The 15281-nt window shown below is 70.0% G+C and carries 15 protein-coding genes and 1 tRNA gene; 5 read left to right on the top strand and 11 right to left on the bottom strand.

Annotation, left to right across the window (positions count from 1 at the left end):
• The first annotated feature begins 116 nt into the window (after nucleotides 1-116).
• Nucleotides 117-1004 carry a GntR family transcriptional regulator gene (locus AB4112_RS17710; protein ID WP_309794840.1) on the top strand — a complete coding sequence of 296 codons (888 nt, stop codon included), beginning with the start codon at nucleotides 117-119 and terminating at the stop codon, nucleotides 1002-1004.
• Between the two features lie 201 nt (nucleotides 1005-1205).
• Here AB4112_RS17710 and AB4112_RS17705 read toward each other — a convergent pair.
• Both AB4112_RS17705 and AB4112_RS17700 read right to left on the bottom strand, forming a co-directional pair.
• A tRNA-Glu gene (locus tag AB4112_RS17705) sits at nucleotides 1206-1281 on the bottom strand.
• Nucleotides 1282-1352: 71 nt separating this feature from the next.
• Complete coding sequence (locus AB4112_RS17700) at nucleotides 1353-2429, bottom strand: threonine aldolase family protein (RefSeq protein WP_309794841.1); 1077 nt, start codon at nucleotides 2427-2429, stop codon at nucleotides 1353-1355.
• A 286-nt stretch (nucleotides 2430-2715) separates the two neighbouring features.
• Between AB4112_RS17700 and AB4112_RS17695 the strand changes: the two genes are divergently transcribed.
• Nucleotides 2716-3780 carry an RluA family pseudouridine synthase gene (locus AB4112_RS17695; RefSeq protein ID WP_309794843.1) on the top strand — a complete coding sequence of 355 codons (1065 nt, stop codon included), beginning with the start codon at nucleotides 2716-2718 and terminating at the stop codon, nucleotides 3778-3780.
• Between the two features lie 87 nt (nucleotides 3781-3867).
• Nucleotides 3868-4752 (top strand): RNA polymerase sigma factor RpoH, encoded by an 885-nt coding sequence (rpoH, locus tag AB4112_RS17690; protein ID WP_309794844.1) that lies wholly within the window; start codon nucleotides 3868-3870, stop codon nucleotides 4750-4752.
• Nucleotides 4753-4823: 71 nt separating this feature from the next.
• Here rpoH and AB4112_RS17685 read toward each other — a convergent pair whose 3' ends face one another.
• From AB4112_RS17685 to AB4112_RS17650, 8 genes are all read right to left on the bottom strand, one after another.
• Nucleotides 4824-5864: a WD40 repeat domain-containing protein gene (locus tag AB4112_RS17685; RefSeq protein ID WP_309794845.1), complete on the bottom strand. Its 1041-nt coding sequence runs from the start codon at nucleotides 5862-5864 to the stop codon at nucleotides 4824-4826.
• Nucleotides 5865-6359: 495 nt separating this feature from the next.
• Nucleotides 6360-6758: a VOC family protein gene (locus tag AB4112_RS17680; protein WP_309794846.1), complete on the bottom strand. Its 399-nt coding sequence runs from the start codon at nucleotides 6756-6758 to the stop codon at nucleotides 6360-6362.
• Nucleotides 6755-7372 (bottom strand): phosphoribosyltransferase family protein, encoded by a 618-nt coding sequence (locus AB4112_RS17675; RefSeq protein WP_441721512.1) that lies wholly within the window; start codon nucleotides 7370-7372, stop codon nucleotides 6755-6757. Before AB4112_RS17675 ends, AB4112_RS17680 begins: the two co-directional genes overlap by 4 nt.
• 19 nt (nucleotides 7373-7391) lie before the next feature.
• Nucleotides 7392-8684, bottom strand: coding sequence for an adenylosuccinate synthase (locus AB4112_RS17670; protein ID WP_309794848.1), 1293 nt, complete (start codon nucleotides 8682-8684; stop codon nucleotides 7392-7394).
• Nucleotides 8685-8702: 18 nt separating this feature from the next.
• Nucleotides 8703-9851, bottom strand: a complete 1149-nt coding sequence (locus AB4112_RS17665; RefSeq protein WP_441721508.1) for an ATP phosphoribosyltransferase regulatory subunit — start codon at nucleotides 9849-9851, stop codon at nucleotides 8703-8705.
• Nucleotides 9852-9956: 105 nt separating this feature from the next.
• A complete protein-coding gene (locus AB4112_RS17660; protein ID WP_309794850.1) occupies nucleotides 9957-11213 on the bottom strand; it encodes a trypsin-like serine peptidase in 1257 nt (418 codons plus the stop codon).
• Nucleotides 11214-11216: 3 nt separating this feature from the next.
• Entirely contained in the window at nucleotides 11217-12356 is a 1140-nt protein-coding gene (locus AB4112_RS17655) for a trypsin-like serine peptidase (RefSeq protein ID WP_309794851.1), read from the bottom strand.
• A complete protein-coding gene (locus AB4112_RS17650; RefSeq protein WP_309794852.1) occupies nucleotides 12353-13054 on the bottom strand; it encodes a potassium channel family protein in 702 nt (233 codons plus the stop codon). The genes AB4112_RS17655 and AB4112_RS17650 overlap by 4 nt, the downstream gene beginning before the upstream one ends.
• 153 nt (nucleotides 13055-13207) lie before the next feature.
• On the opposite strand from AB4112_RS17650, the gene ypfJ reads away from it, so the two are divergent.
• Both ypfJ and AB4112_RS17640 read left to right on the top strand, forming a co-directional pair.
• Entirely contained in the window at nucleotides 13208-14056 is an 849-nt protein-coding gene (gene ypfJ / locus AB4112_RS17645; protein ID WP_309794853.1) for a KPN_02809 family neutral zinc metallopeptidase, read from the top strand.
• A gap of 65 nt (nucleotides 14057-14121) precedes the next feature.
• A complete protein-coding gene (locus AB4112_RS17640) occupies nucleotides 14122-14796 on the top strand; it encodes a nitroreductase family protein (protein ID WP_309794854.1) in 675 nt (224 codons plus the stop codon).
• A gap of 148 nt (nucleotides 14797-14944) precedes the next feature.
• Here AB4112_RS17640 and AB4112_RS17635 read toward each other — a convergent pair.
• A partial coding sequence (locus tag AB4112_RS17635; protein WP_441721502.1) for an NAD(P)(+) transhydrogenase (Re/Si-specific) subunit beta occupies nucleotides 14945-15281 on the bottom strand: 337 nt, incomplete at its 5' end.

Below are 15281 nucleotides of genomic sequence, written 5' to 3'. Positions count from 1 at the left end.
TTTCCTCCCCGGGATATGGCTATTTGTTCCTTATACAGAAAAACCAATTATAGTTGCGGTCAAATTGTTTTTTATGGATTAAAGGACAGATCGACAAGGACGGGAGAACATCGGGCATGAAGACGGACACGGTATTCAAGCGCGCGTTCAACGACGCCCTGGACCTGCTCGCGGCGCTCGAAGACGAGGAGGCGCTTCCTTCGGAAACCATGCTCAGCGCGCAGCTCGGAGTCAGCCGCACAACGGTGCGCAAGGTGCTCTCGGCGCTGGCCGAGCAAGGAACCGTGGCCGGAACCGGGCGCCGGCGGACCATCCGCTCGGGTGGTGCAGCGATGCAGCCGTTTCCGGCAGCGGAAACCATCCCGATGGCCGAGCAGATCGAGAAGCGCTTCATGGAATGGATGCTGCGGGGCGATGCCCACGCGGGGACGGCGATCAACGAGCTGGAACTGGCCCGCCAGTTCGGCGTCGCCACCACCGGGATCCGCGAGTTTCTCAACCGTTTCCAGCGCTTCGGCCTTATCGAGAAGCGGCCGAATGCAGGCTGGGTGTTCCAGGGCTTCACGCCGAGTTTCGCGCTCGACCTGTTCGAGATCCGCGAGATGTTCGAGTTGCGGTCGGCGATGACGTTCGCGGCGTTGCCGGAAAGCTCACCGCTGTGGCGAAAGATCAGCGCCCTGCGCGAGGAACATGTCTCCCTGCTTCGCGAGATCGACGGCCGATACCATGACTTCTCCGATCTCGACAGTCGCTTTCATCGGCTGATCAACATGGCCGGACCCAATCGCTTCATCGACGGCTTCTACGACGTCATCACCCTGATCTTCCATTACCATTATCAGTGGCGAAAGCATGACGAGCGGCAGCGCAACGAGGTCGCGATCCGCGAGCATCTCGCCTACATCGAGGCCCTGTTCAGCCGCGACACCTCCAGGGTCGAGGTCGCATGCCGCGTCCATCTGACTTCGGCGAAGGAAACCCTGATCCGCTCGACCGCCGGTTGACGGCCGATGCCGATCAGGCGGCGGCGACCGGGATTGAGGAATCCAGGAATTCCCGCCTGTTCATCTCGTCGCCGAGCATGGCGACGAAGGCGGTGACCTTCGATGGACGGAAGCGGGCGTGCATGGGACCACCCATACGGCAATTTGGCGGCAAAAACGACTTAGCCCCGCACGAAGGCGGGGCTAAGTCGTTGAAAGCGTTGGCGTCCCCTACGGGATTCGAACCCGTGTTACCGCCGTGAGAGGGCGGTGTCCTGGGCCTCTAGACGAAGGGGACTGAGGCGCGGGCCCGGATATAGGGGAGCCTGCGCGCCGACGCAAGGTGTTTTCGTAACTTTTCGTGACGCCCTACCCCGCGGCCGCGACGGCATCCGGTGCGACACAGCTTCGCGCCCGCTGCAGCACGGTCTCGATCGTCTCGGCCGTGGTGTCGAAGGCCCCGACGAAGCGCCAGACCTCGCCCTCCCAATGGGCCGCGATCACGCCTTCCCGCTGCAGTCCGGCGGCCAGCGCGGCGGGCAGGCGCACGAACACCTCATTGGCCTCGACCGGATGCTCCAGCGCCACCCCGGGCAGCGCCTGCAGCCCCTCGGCCAGCTGCCGCGCCCGGGCGTTGGCGTTGGCCGCCAGGCCCAGCCACAAATCGTCGGCGAGGTAAGCCTCGAGTTGGGCCGAGACGAAGCGCATCTTCGACAGCAGGTGGCCGGCGCGCTTGCGCCGCAGGGCAAAATCCGCCGCCTTGACCGGGTCGAAGAACACCACCGCCTCGGCCATCACGCAGCCGTTCTTGGTGCCGCCGAAGGACAGCACGTCGATCCCGGCCTTCCAGGTCAGCTCGGCCGGAGAACACCCCTGCCCTGCCCCCATCTGCCCTGCCAACGCGTTGGCGAAGCGCGACCCGTCCATATGCACCGCCAGCCCGTGGTGCCGCGCCGCGTCGGTCAGCGCAGCGACCTCGGCCGGGGTGTAGACGGTGCCGGATTCGGTCGCCTGCGACAGGCTGAGCATCGCCGGCTGGCTGCGGTGCACGTCGCCGCGCCAGCCTTCCGGGAAGGCAGCCTCCAGCGTCGCCGGCGTCAGCTTGCCGTGGTCGCCTTCGGCCAGGATCAGCTTGGCGCCATGGGTGTAGAATTCCGGCGCGCCGCATTCGTCGACCGCGATATGCGCCTCGCGATGGCACAGCACCGCGCCGTAGGGTGGGGTGAAGGTCGCCAGCGCCAGTGCGTTGGCGGCCGTGCCGGTGGCCACCGGGAAGGCGGCGACGCGGCGCTCGAACACCTCGGACAGCCGTGCCTCGATCCGGCGGGTGACGTCGTCATGGCCATAGGAGCGGGCGCGGCCGTCGCCGGCGCGGGCGATCGCCGCCAGGATCTGGGGCGCGGCGCCGGCGACGTTGTCGCTGGCGAGGTTGATCACATCGGTCATGCCGGAATCCTCGGGACGGGTCGAGCGGATCTAGGGGGTGGTGGTCAGCAGGGTGGCGGCGGCGCCGGTCCTGGGGTCGAGGCTGCGCAGCTCCTGCCCGCCGCCGGGCAGTGTGATCAGCATCACTGCGCGATCGCCGACAGGGATGATAGTCGTAATCTTGCTGCCGGAGGGCAGTGCGGACGGGGCGGCCGATGCCGCGGCGGGTGTGGCCGGCGGCGCCTTGGCCGGGCCCGCGGAGAAGAGCTGGAGACCGAGTTTCCCCACAACCACGGCGGCGAGCAGGATGATCACCACAAGCATCGCCCAAACGGTTATCTTCACCGCACGCAACGAACCAGCTTCCAGACGCACCCGCACACCTCTTTCCTTGGACGAGCCCATTCCCGTCACAGCCATTCCCGTAACGATCGGCCCGGACGCCGCCGGCGAGCGGCTGGACCGTGCCCTGGCCGTCGCCGTGCCGGACCTGTCGCGGTCGCGGCTGCAGGCGCTGATCGCCGCAGGCTGCGTCTGGGAAGGCGAGCGGACAGTAGAAGACGCCTCGGTCAAGGTCAAACCCGGCCAGGCCTTCGAGATACGGGTGCCGCCGCCGGTCGCGGCCGAGCCCGCGGCCCAGGCAATCCACCTTGAAATCGTGTACGAAGACCCCCATCTCATCGTCATCGACAAGCCGGCCGGACTGGTGGTCCACCCCGCGGCAGGCAATCCCGATGGCACCCTGGTCAACGCGCTTCTCGCCCATTGCGGCGGGGAGCTCTCCGGCATTGGCGGCGTCGCCCGGCCGGGCATCGTCCACCGGCTGGACAAGGAGACCAGCGGGCTGATGGTCGCGGCCAAGACCGATGCCGCGCACAAGGCACTGTCGGCCCAGTTCGCCGACCGGACGCTGTCGCGCACCTACCTCGCCTTGGTCTGGGGCCGGCCGAACCCGTCGGCCGGCGCGATCGAGGGCGCCATCGGCCGCGACCCGCGCGACCGCAAGCGCATGGCGATCGTCAAGGCCGGCGGCAAGGCGGCGCGCACCCACTACAAGGTGCTGCGCCCGGCGGGGCTGGAGGCCAGCCTGGTCGCCTGCAGGCTTGACACCGGGCGGACCCACCAGATCCGCGTCCACATGACCTCGATCGGCCACCCGCTGATCGGCGACCAGGTCTATGGCCGACGGCCGCGCTCGGCCATCGGCAGCGATGTGGCCCGCAGCTTCCCGCGGCAGGCGCTGCATGCGGCAAAGTTACGCTTCCGCCACCCGGCGGATCAAAATGAACTCGAATTCACAAGGCCCCTTCCGGGAGACATGCGAGATTTGCTCGTCTCCCTCGCAGGGGAAGACCGTATACCCGACTACTGAGGTCGGGTATTATGAGCGTGTCCGGACTCTGATCCGGCGGGCGCCCGCCCCTCCCAGGGACCGGGCGCCGGAGAGGGAGCAAGATTTATGGCACAAGCATCGCGTCTGCCCATGCTGGGCGCTGAATCCAACCTGAGCCGCTACCTGCAGGAAATCCGTCAGTTTCCGATGCTGGAGCCGCAGGAGGAGTTCATGCTCGCCAAGGCGTGGCGAGAGCATGGCGACACGGAATCGGCGCATCGCCTCGTGACCAGCCATCTGCGGCTGGTGGCGAAGATCGCGATGGGTTATCGCGGCTACGGCCTGCCGATCTCGGAGCTGATCTCCGAGGGCAATGTCGGCATGATGCAGGCGGTGAAGCGGTTCGACCCGGACCGTGGCTTCCGCCTGGCGACCTATGCCATGTGGTGGATCCGCGCCGCCATCCAGGAATACATCCTGCACAGCTGGTCGCTGGTGAAGATGGGCACCACCGCGGCGCAGAAGAAGCTGTTCTTCAACCTGCGCAAGCTCAAGGGCCAGCTGCAGGCGATCGAGGACGGCGACCTGAAGCCGGAGACGGTGACCAAGATCGCCACCGAGCTGTCGGTGCCCGAGCAGGACGTGATCTCGATGAACCGCCGCCTCGCGGCGCCGGATCATTCGCTGAACGCGCCGCTGCGGGTCGATGGCGAGGGCGAGTGGCAGGACTGGCTGGTCGACGAGCGCGACAGCCAGGAGGTGATGCTGGCCGACAAGCAGGAGCTGGGCAAGCGCCAGCAGCTGCTGAAGGACGCCATGGGTCACCTGAACGACCGTGAGCGCCGCATCCTGAGCGAGCGCCGCCTGCGCGACGAGCCAACCACCCTGGAGGACCTGAGCCAGGAATACGGCATCAGCCGCGAGCGGGTGCGCCAGATCGAGGTGCGCGCCTTCGAGAAGCTGCAGAAGGCGATCCGCAACGCCGCGGTCGAGGCCAAGCTGGCCCACTGAGCGACGGATCGGATTGAGGCTGAGACGGCCGGGGCATCGCCCCGGCCGTTTTCGTTTGTGCCGGCCGCGGCTTAGTCGAGATCGATCCGCGCCAATTCCGACACCCCGGTCTTCACCGGCCCGGTGTAGGTGTCCGGCGTGTAGCGGGTGGCCATCAGGCTGCGCGAATCCGCGCTCCACACCAGGTCCCGCCACTGCGACCGGGTCGGCATCCGGCGCAGCAGCCTTCCGTCCGCCACATCCCAGATGAACAGAGCCGCCGTCTCCCGCCCCCAGACACCGGGGTCGTCGAAGCTGGCGGCCAGGGACCGTCCGTCCGGGCTGAAGGCGAGCAGCGGGATGAGGTGCGAGCCATTGTCCCGCCAGGTCGACAGCGCGCCGACCAGAAGCCGGCCCGACAGGCTGCGGCGGGCATTGTCGGCCAGGCGTATGGTGACCACGCCGCTGTCGCCGCGGGTCTCGACATGCTCCGCCGCCAGGGTGCCGTCGGGCGAGACGGCGGAGGACACGCCGGTGGCACGCAGCGATCCCGGGACGGGCACGGTCCCCGCGACCTCGCTGCCGTCGGCGGTCGACAGCACCGCCGTTTCGCCCGGGCCCTCCCAGAAGCTGCCCCAGCCCATGTCGATCATGATCCGGTCGTCGGCGACGAAGGCCAGCCCGGTCGCGCCGCGCCGGATGCTGGAGAGGGTGGCGCCGGTCCGGCTGTCGATGATCTGGATCGGCCCCTCGAAGAACCCGCCGGCGACAAGGCCGCCCGAGGGCGAGACCGCAAGGCCCAGCCAGCTCGCATCCTTTGGCACATCCGGCAGCGGAATTCGGGATCGCACCATCCCGGTCGCGGGATCGATCCGCAGCAGCTCCTGTGGGCGCGTGGCCTCCCGGCCCAGCCCCGGCTGCCGCACCACCCCCAGCAGCGTGCCATCGGGCGCCGGGCTCAGCACGCCGAGATCCTGGTCGTCCAGCACCGCGACGACGCGACAGGCGCTGGCCTGCACCAGGCGATCCATCGGCCCGCAGGGCCAGAACGCCCCCTCTCCCCAGGCGTAAACGCCGCCGACCACTGCCGCGACCGCAAGCGCCACCACCGTGACGCGCTTCCAGACCCGCATGATGCCCCCCCCAAGCTCGCCCGGGACGATCCTGCCGATGATTCTGGGCGTTTTCGTGAATCCGGGAGGCAGGCCTCTCTATCCGGCCGCTTTCATCTCCAGCACGGCATTCGCAGCCGCGTCGATCGGCCCTAGTTGTTCGACGGCACAGCCGGTCTGTCCCGAAAGCAGACGACAGCGCCTCCGCCCGGAAGTGGGGGCAGTTCCAGCCGGGGCCGAAGCCCGCGGCGGCCACTTGCACATCCGAATAGCGCGTCGCCGCCCAGACCGCGAAGCCGGTCGCGATGAGCAAGCACACGCAAGCGAGGGACCGGGCCCAACCCGGTGGCCGGCGAAACCACCGAATCTGGTCGACCACGCCCAGCAGAATCGCCCCGGTAATGAGAGCCAGGGCCGCCGCGCAGCCCCACAGCCCCGGACCGACCGTATGCACGGATACCTCCTGCATCTACCCGTCCAAGCATAGCATATTGCCGGCATGGCCCCAGGGCAGGCCTATCCGGCCTTGGGCTGCAGCAGGTCCCACAGGTTGCCGTAGAGGTCCTCGAACACCGCGACGGTGGCGTAGCTTTCCTCGCGCGGGGTCTCGCGGAACACCACGCCACGCGCGGTCATCGCCCGGTGGTCGCGCCAGAAATCGTCGGTGTGCAGGAACAAAGCCACACGGCCGCCGGTCTGGTCGCCGATCCGGCTCTCCTGCTCCGGGGTCGCGGCCTGGGCCAGCAGCAGCGACGGCCCCTGCCCGCCCGGCGGCGCCACCAGCAGCCAGCGCTTGCCGTCGCCGAGCGGCGTGTCGGCCACCGGCTCGAAGCCCAGCACCCCGGTGTACCAGGCCTTGGCCTCGTCATAGTCGCGGACCACCAGGGTGATCGCGCCGATGTGCTGGCGGGTCATGATGATCCCTGCCCTCCTGTTCCCAGCCCCTGCTCCTCGAGCGGCATGCCGGCGGCGCAGAGCGGGCAATCCCCAGCCTGCCACATTCCGCGGTCCAGCGTCGCCAGACGAACCAGCGGCACCCCGTGCTCTCGCGCGATCCGCCCGGCGGCTTCGCCGAGGGTGAGGAGGCAGGCGATGCCGGCCAGAACGGCGTCGTGGCGCGTGAGTTCGGCCAGGGTCAGGCCGACCGCCGAGCCGGCATTGATCGCATCGTCGACCAGCAGCACCCGCCGGCCGGCAACCACGGCGCCGAGCGAGTCCGGGATGCGGTAGCGCACGGCGCCGCCTTCGACGTGGCGCTCGGCATGGACGAAGTCGAGATGCAGCTCGGCGGCGATCGCCCGGGCCAGCAGGGCGCCGCCGGTCAGCGGGCCGCAGACCACCTCGGCACCGCAGCACGCCGCTTCGGCGGCCAGCGCCGCAGCCCAGCGGCGCATCCTGATGGCATCGACGAACAGCGCGTCGAGGCCGAGCCACAGGTCGCCGTGATGGCCGGATTCGTAGCGGAAATGCCCCTGCGTGGCGGCCACCGCCGCCCGCAGTTCGCGCCCGATCGCGTCATCCGTGCCCACGCCGGCGCGCGGCCCCGCCTCAGTCGGCGAAGGGGTCGCGGACCAGGATGGTGTCGTCGCGCTCCGGGCTGGTCGACAGCAGCGCCACCGGCGCCTCGATCAGCTCTTCGATCCGGCGGATGTACTTGATCGCCGTCGCCGGCAGGTCGGCCCAGGAGCGCGCGCCCTTGGTGCTTTCCTCCCAGCCATCCCATTCCTCATAGACCGCCTTGGCCTGCGCCTGGGCGGTCTGGCCGGCGGGGAAATGCTGCAACACCTGCCCGTCCAGCTCGTAGCCGGTGCAGATCTTCAGCGTCTTGAAGCCGTCGAGCACGTCGAGCTTGGTCAGGGCGATGCCGTCGATGCCGCCGGTCTTCGCCGCCTGGCGCACCATCACCGCATCGAACCAGCCGCAGCGCCGCGGCCGGCCGGTGACCGTGCCGAATTCATGGCCGCGCTCGCCCAGACGGCGGCCGATCTCGTTCTCCTGCTCGGTCGGGAACGGGCCGGAGCCGACGCGGGTGGTGTAGGCCTTGGTGATGCCCAGGACATAGCCGATGCCCTTCGGCCCGATGCCGGAGCCCGCCGCCGCCTGCCCCGCCACGGTGTTGGACGAGGTGACGTAGGGATAGGTGCCGTGGTCGATGTCGAGCATCGCGCCCTGGGCGCCTTCGAACAGGATGCGCTTGCCCTCGCGCTTCAGCGCGTCCAGCCGCTCCCACACCACGCCGACATAGGGCAGGATCTTCGGCGCGACCTCGCGCAGCTGGGCCAGCAGCTCGGCCGGGTCCACCTCATCCGCCCCCAGCGCGCGCAGCAGCGCGTTGTGGTGCGCCAGCAGGTTGTCGATCTTCTCCGGCAGCGCCGCCTCGTCGGCCAGGTCGCAGACCCGGATGGCGCGCCGGCCGGTCTTGTCCTCATAGGCCGGGCCGATGCCGCGGCCGGTGGTGCCGATCTTGCCCTCGCCGCGCGCCGCCTCGCGGGCCCGGTCCAGCGCGCCATGCACCGGCAGGATCAGCGCGGCGTTCTCCGCCAGCAGCAGGTTCTCCGGGCCGACCTCGACATCCTGGGCGCGGATCCGCTCGATCTCGGCGAGCAGCGCCCAGGGGTCGACCACCACGCCGTTGCCGATGATGCCGAGCTTGCCCGGCCGGACGATTCCCGACGGCAGCAGCGACAGCTTGAGCACCTTGTTGCCGATCACCAGGGTATGGCCGGCATTGTGCCCGCCCTGGAACCGCACCACGACATCGGCCCGGCTGGACAGCCAGTCGACGATCTTGCCCTTGCCCTCGTCGCCCCACTGGGCGCCGACCACGGCCACGTTCGCCATCGGAATACCTCGTACTGACTAGTCTTGAATCTCGTCGAGCCGGCCGTCCCGCAGAACCCAGCCGCAGCCGAGGCGGCGCGCCTCGACGAGAGGATCGGCACCGGGCTCCAGCCCGGCGATGGTGACATAGCCTTCGGCCCGCAGCGGCGCGCCGGCGCCATGCGCCGTGCCGAAGGGCAGGAAGGCGCGGCGCGGCGCCGTCGACGGCGCGGCCGCGCGCAGCACGGTGTCCATGTAGAGGGTGAAGCCGGTGGCTTCCTCGCCCTCGGCGCCATTGGCGCGGTAGCGGCCGCCGCGGCCGACCTCGCCCCGGGCGCCGCGGGCGAACAGGGTGAAGGCGACACCGCTGTGATATTCGAAGCCGCGATGCTCGACGAAATCGACCGTCACCATCAGCTCCGGTGCCGAGGCGCGGATGCGGCGGACGACCTCGGCCAGCCGGTCGAGCAGCGGCCGGGTCACCGCCGGCAGGTCGATGCCGCCGAGCGCGGCCAGGGCGGCGTCGGCCGGGCCAGAGGCGGCGAGCAGCGCCCCGAGCGCCACGGCGGCGGCACCGCCATGCTGGGCGATGGCGGCGGCGTCCTTGCGATCGAGCGCGTGGCGCAGCGCGGTGCCGGCCTCGCCTTCCACGCCATGGGCGCCGAGCAGCGCCGGCACCAAAGTGGGTTCGGTCAGGTCGAGGGCGAGGCGATCGACGCCGACCGCCTGCAGCGCCTCGACCGCCAGCAGCGCCGCCTCGGCATCGGCGGCCGGCTGGGCGCCGCCGATCAGCTCGGCGCCGACCTGGGCGAATTGCCGTTCCGGCCGCAGCTGGGTGCCGCGCACCTGCATCACCTGCCCGGCATAGGCCAGGCGCAGCGGCCGTTCCGCGGCGGCGAGGCGCGAGCGGGCGATGCGCGCGATCTGCACGGTCATGTCGGCGCGCAGGCCGAGCATGCGGCTGCCCATCGGGTCCATCAGGCGGAAGGTGTGCCGGGCCATGCTGGCGCCGACGCCGGACAGCAGCGTGTCCTCGAATTCGACCAGCGGCGGCTTGACCCGGTCGTAGCCGTGACCGCCCAGCACCGCCATCATGCGTTCGATCACCGCCGCCTCCTGAGCCGCTTCGGGCGGGAGGACGTCGTAGAAACCCTCGGGAAGAAGAGCGGCGTGGAGCGCGTCGGTCATGGCGTGCGGCACGCTAGGGCCTTCGCGGCCGCGGTGCAACGAAGAAGCTCGCCCGGCCCCCTCGCCGCGCGCTCACCCCCCATGCGCCGTTGGCGGCGGCGCGCGCTATCCGCCGTTCGCGGCGATGTACTTCGCCAGCGCGTCGGCGAAGGCCCGGGTGTCGACCGCGAGGTAGGCGTTGTCGTTGCCGCCGTCGCGGAAGAAGCGGGTGACCACGGCCACGATGGCGTATCCCCCCGCCTCCTTCATGAAGATCGGGCCGCCGCTGTCGCCCTTGGTCATGTCGCAATCATGCTTGAGCGTGTTGTCGCGGCGCAGCGCCAGGGCCCGGCAGCCGGAATGGGCCGTCATCCGATCCGGTGCGTCCCAGGCGTAGCCGGCCTGGATCAGCGGCACCCAGGCGCCGGCCGCGATCAGGGCCTCGTCCTTGGCCGTCAGGCGATGGACCGCCATGGTGCCGGCGACATCGCCGATATCGGCATCGAGCCGGACGAAGGCCCAATCCGTGCCGAAGGCGGAGCCCGGATCCTCCTCCTCGTCATCGCTGTCGTTGCGGTAGTCCGGCGACAGCAGGCTGGAGGCGATGCCGGCCTCGGCCTTGCTGTCGTCGCCGTCGCGGCCGGCGCGGAAGCTGACCGGCGTGTCGCGCTTGCCGTTGTCGCGGAAGAAGCAATGCGCGGCGGTCAGCACCACCCGCCGGCCGACCAGCGTGCCGGTGCAGGTGCCGCCGCTGTCGAAGGCGATCTCGCCGATCGCGGTCCACGGCATCCGGTCGGGCCGGACCATGCGGCGGTCGTCATGGCCGAAGAAATGGTCGCGGATCCCGGCCGGGGTGTCCCGGCCCAGGCAGTCCGCGGTGTCGCTGCGCGCGGCGCAATGCCCGGTGCCGATCCCCGGCTCGTCGCAGATTCCGTCGAAGGCGGTGGCGCAGCTGTTGATGTGGTTGCGCCGGGGATACAGCGGCCGGCAATCGCTGATGTCGGTGCCGTCGGGGCAGACCCCGGTGCCGATGGCGGGTTCGTCGCAGGTGCCGTCCCGCGACCAGTGGCAGCCATCGTCGCCGCCGGCACGCAGGGAGCGGCAATCGGTGGTGTCCGAGCCCTCGTCGCAGTCGCCGGTGCCGATCCCGGGCTCGTCGCACTGGCCGTCGAACGCCCATTTGCAGCTGTTGTCGCCAGTCTTGTAGCCGGCGCAGTCGGCATCGTCGGATTCGGCGGCGCATTGGCCCGAGCCGCCGAAGCGCTGCTCGTCGCAGCTGCCGTCCCGGGCCCAGCGGCAGGAATCATCCGCGGCCGCCGGGCCGGCCAGGCCGAGCAGGACCGCCAGCGCCGCCGCGGCGCCGAGAGCCGCCCGTCGGCTCACCGCTCACCCGCCATGGGATCCCACATATTTGGCCAGCGCCTTCTCAAAGGCCCGGCTGTCGACCGCGAGATAGTCCGAGCGCTGCCCGTCATCGCCGCCATAGAAGCGGCTGACCACCGCGACGATGGCGTAGCCGCCGCCCTGCTTGATGAAGATCGGCGAGCCGCTGTCGCCCTTGGTCATGTCGCAGTCGTGCAGCAGCGTGTCGTCGGGGCGCAGCGAGACGATGCGGCAGCCGACATGCTCGGTCATCCGGTTCGGCGCATCCCAGGAATAGCCGCCCTGCATCACCCGGACCCAGCGCCCGGCCGCGATGTCGGCCTGGTCCTCCGGCTTCAGCCGGTGCACCGCCATGGTGCCGGTGACGTCGCCGATGTCGGCGTCGAGCAGCACGAAGGCCCAGTCGAGCCGGTACCAGGATTCGCCGCCGCCGCTGCGCCCCTCGCGGAAGCCCGGCGGGATGTAGAAGCCGGCCACCCCGGCCTCGGCCACCTCGCGGGTGCCGACCCGGCCGGCGCGGAAGCTGCGCGGCCGGTCCAGCGTGTCGTCGTCGCGCATGAAGCAATGGGCGGCGGTCAGCACCACCCGCCGGCCGACCATGGTGCCGGAACAGGAGCCTTCGCCGAAGCTGAGCACGCCGATGGCGCTCCACGGCATGCGGTCGGCCCGGGCCAGGCGGCGGTGGTCGTGGCCGAAGAAGTGGTCGCGGATCCCGGCCGGCGTGTCGCGGCCCAGGCAGTCGGCGGTGTCGCTGCGGGGGCTGCAGCGGCCGGTGCCGGTCCCGGGCTCGTCGCAGATGTCGTCGAAGGCGGTGGCGCAGCTGTTGTCGCGGTTGCGCCTGCTGTAGAGCGGCCGGCAGTCGCTGGCATCGGTGCCGTCGCCACACAGGCCGGAGCCGATGTTGGGCTCGTCGCAGCTGTGGTCGTTGGCCCAGCGGCAGCTGTCGTCGCCGCCGGCCCGCACGGCACGGCAGTCGGCGGTGTCGGTCCCGGCGGCGCAGTCGCCCGAGCCGATCCCCGGCTCGTCACAGCGGTCGTCAAAGGCCCAGCGGCAGCTGTTGGCGCCGACCTTCGGCCCGGCGACCGCCGGGGCGGCAGCGGCCAGGCCCAGCAGCGCGATGGCGATCAACAGGCGCAGGTTCAATCGGCGTGCCTCGTCTCGATCTCCATCGACACCAGCCGGGCCAGCAGGATCGCCGGGAACAGCTGGCCGCACAGCCCCTCGAGATTGGCCAGCGACCGCGCCAGCGGGAACACCGGCGTGATGTCGCCGTAGCCGACCGAGGTCAGGGTGGTGAAGCTGAAATAGATCATGCGCGACAGCAGGCGGACATGCTCGGCCTCCAGCGCCTCGGCGAAGACATAGGCCGTGTCGCCGACATGCAGCACCAGCAGCGTGTCGAGCAGGGCGAAGACCAGGCCGATATGGAGATAGACGGCGATGGCGCCGAGGATGCAGTGCAGGTTGATCCGGCTGCGCCGGAACACATGGTTCAGGATGATCCAGCTGAGCAGCCCGAGGAAGGCGACGAACAGCAGGATGTAGGCCGAGGTCAGCCACATCTCGCCGAGATAGAGGCTGATCGGCTGCAGCGGGATCAGCACCAGGCCGAGGCCGATCAGCGTCTTCGCCAGCCGGGCGTGGCGCGAGATCGCGAAGATCCCGGCCAGCACGATGAAGCAGGAGTTGAAGACGAAGATGTGGCGCGAGGCGTCGTGGATGCTGGCCAACGGGCCGAACACGAAGATCGCCAGCACCTCGAAGAACACCAGGGCGCTCAGGCTCTTGTCCTGGATGACCGGATGCGCGGGGGCGGCGGTGATCACGGACGCCTGGGCCAAGACGATTCATCCCGAACGGAGCGATCCATCATCCTAAGCGGAACAGCGGGGCGAAACGAAGGCGGATCGCGAAACCGGGCGCTGTCGCATAGGATAGGAACCGGGACGGATCGCGGCGGGTTTCCCCAAGGCGCGCGACGAGGGAGGGCATCCATGCGGTGGCAGGATCTGAGACGCAGCGGAAATGTCGAGGACCGGCGCGGCATGCGCCCGGCGGCGATCGGCGGCGTGGGCGGCGTCGGCGCGATCGTGGTCGTGCTGGTGGCGCTGTTCTTCGGCGTCGACCCCTCGGCGCTGCTGCAGACCCTCGACAGCGGGCAGGCCCCGACCTCGCAGACCGCCTCGGCCCCGGTCGGTGCCGGGTCGGACCAGGAAGCGCAGTTCGTCGCCGCCGTGCTGGGCAGCACCGAGGACACCTGGGGCACCATCTTCAGCCAGGCCGGCAGCCGCTACACCGCGCCGAAGCTGGAGCTGTTCTCCGGCCGCACCCAGTCCGCCTGCGGCCTGGCCGACACCGCGGCGGGGCCGTTCTACTGCCCCGGGGACCGCAAGGTGTATCTCGACACTGCCTTCTTCCAGGAGCTGAGCCAGCGCTTCGGCGCACCGGGCGAGTTCGCCGCGGCCTATGTCATCGCCCATGAGGTCGGGCACCACGTCCAGAACCTGCTCGGCATCATGGGCAAGGTCGACGCCCAGCGCCGCAGCGGGGGCGACGCCAACGCCCTGTCGGTGCGGGTCGAGCTGCAGGCCGACTGCTTCGCCGGGGTCTGGGCCAAGCGCGGCGACCAGCAGGGCCATTTCATCGAGGCCGGCGACGTCGAGGCGGCGCTGCGGGCGGCGGCGGCGGTGGGTGACGACACGCTGCAGAAGCAGACCCAGGGCTATGTCGTGCCGGACAGCTTCACCCATGGCAGCGCCGAGCAGCGCGCCCGCTGGTTCCGCCTCGGCTACGACCGCGGCGACCCGACCGCCTGCGACACCTTCTCCGCCCGGACACTGTAGCGCGCCTCTTGCCGCCCCGGCCCCGGCGGGGCACGGTCCGCCGGAGAGATTTCGGAGGACCTGCCATGGACGCGCCCGTCTTGGAGCCGCTGCCCGACTATCGCGCCTATCCGCCCGACGAGATGGAGGCCCGCGCCCGCGCCTTCCACGAGGACCTGCGCCGCCGCCGCACGGTGCGCGACTTCGCGCCGACGCCGGTGCCGCGGGCGGTGATCGAGCAGGCGCTGCTGGCGGCCGGCACCGCCCCGTCCGGCGCCAACCTGCAGCCCTGGCACTTCACCGTGATCGAGGACCCCGCGGTGAAGCGGCGGATCCGCGAGGCGGCGGAGGTGGAGGAGCGGGAGTTCTACAGCGGCGGGGCGCCGCAGGAATGGCTCGACGCCCTGGCGCCCTTGGGCACCGACGAGCACAAGCCGTTCCTGGAGACGGCGCCGGTGCTGATCGCGATCTTTGCCCAGCGCTTCGGCATCCTGCCGGACGGCCGCCGCGCCAAGCACTACTACGTGCCGGAATCGGTCGGCATCGCCACCGGCTTCCTGATCGCCGCCCTGCACCATGCCGGGCTGGCGACCCTGACCCACACGCCGAGCCCGATGGGCTTCCTGAACGAGATCTGCGGCCGGCCGGAGTCGGAGAAGCCGACCATCCTGCTGGTGGTCGGCTATCCCGTCGAGGGCTGCACCGTGCCGCGGCACGGCGGCCTCAAGAAGCCGCTGGGAGAGATCGCGAGCTGGATCTGAGGGTCGGCTTGGGACCACCAGCGGGCCGGCCCTTCCTGTCATTGCTTGACCGGGCAATCCAGGGGCCACGGAGAACCGCTCTGGCTGCCCCTGGATGCCACGGTCGAGCCCTGGCATGACAGGAATGGAATGAGGCGGCGGCCTTGCGTCAGGCGGCGAGGGACTTGGCGATGTCCTCGCACATCTTCTTGGCGTCGCCGAACAGCATCAGGGTGTTGTCGCGGAAGAACAGCTCGTTCTCCACCCCGGCATAGCCCGACGCCATCGAGCGTTTGACGAACAAGACCGTCTTGGCGTTCTCCACATCCAGGATCGGCATGCCGTAGATCGGGCTCGCCGGGTCCGTCTTCGCCGCCGGGTTGGTCACGTCGTTCGCCCCGATCACGAACGCCACATCCGCCTGCGCGAAGTCCCGGTTGATCTCCTCGAGCTCGAACACCTCGTCGTAGGGCACATTGGCCTCCGCCAGCAGCACGTTCATGTGC

Origin of the sequence: Inquilinus sp. 2KB_23, from assembly GCF_052115705.1 — a bacterium.
Classification (GTDB): domain Bacteria; phylum Pseudomonadota; class Alphaproteobacteria; order DSM-16000; family Inquilinaceae; genus Inquilinus; species Inquilinus ginsengisoli_A.
The sequence above is the reverse complement of the archived record's forward strand: the minus strand, read 5'-3'. Positions and strand labels throughout refer to the sequence as shown.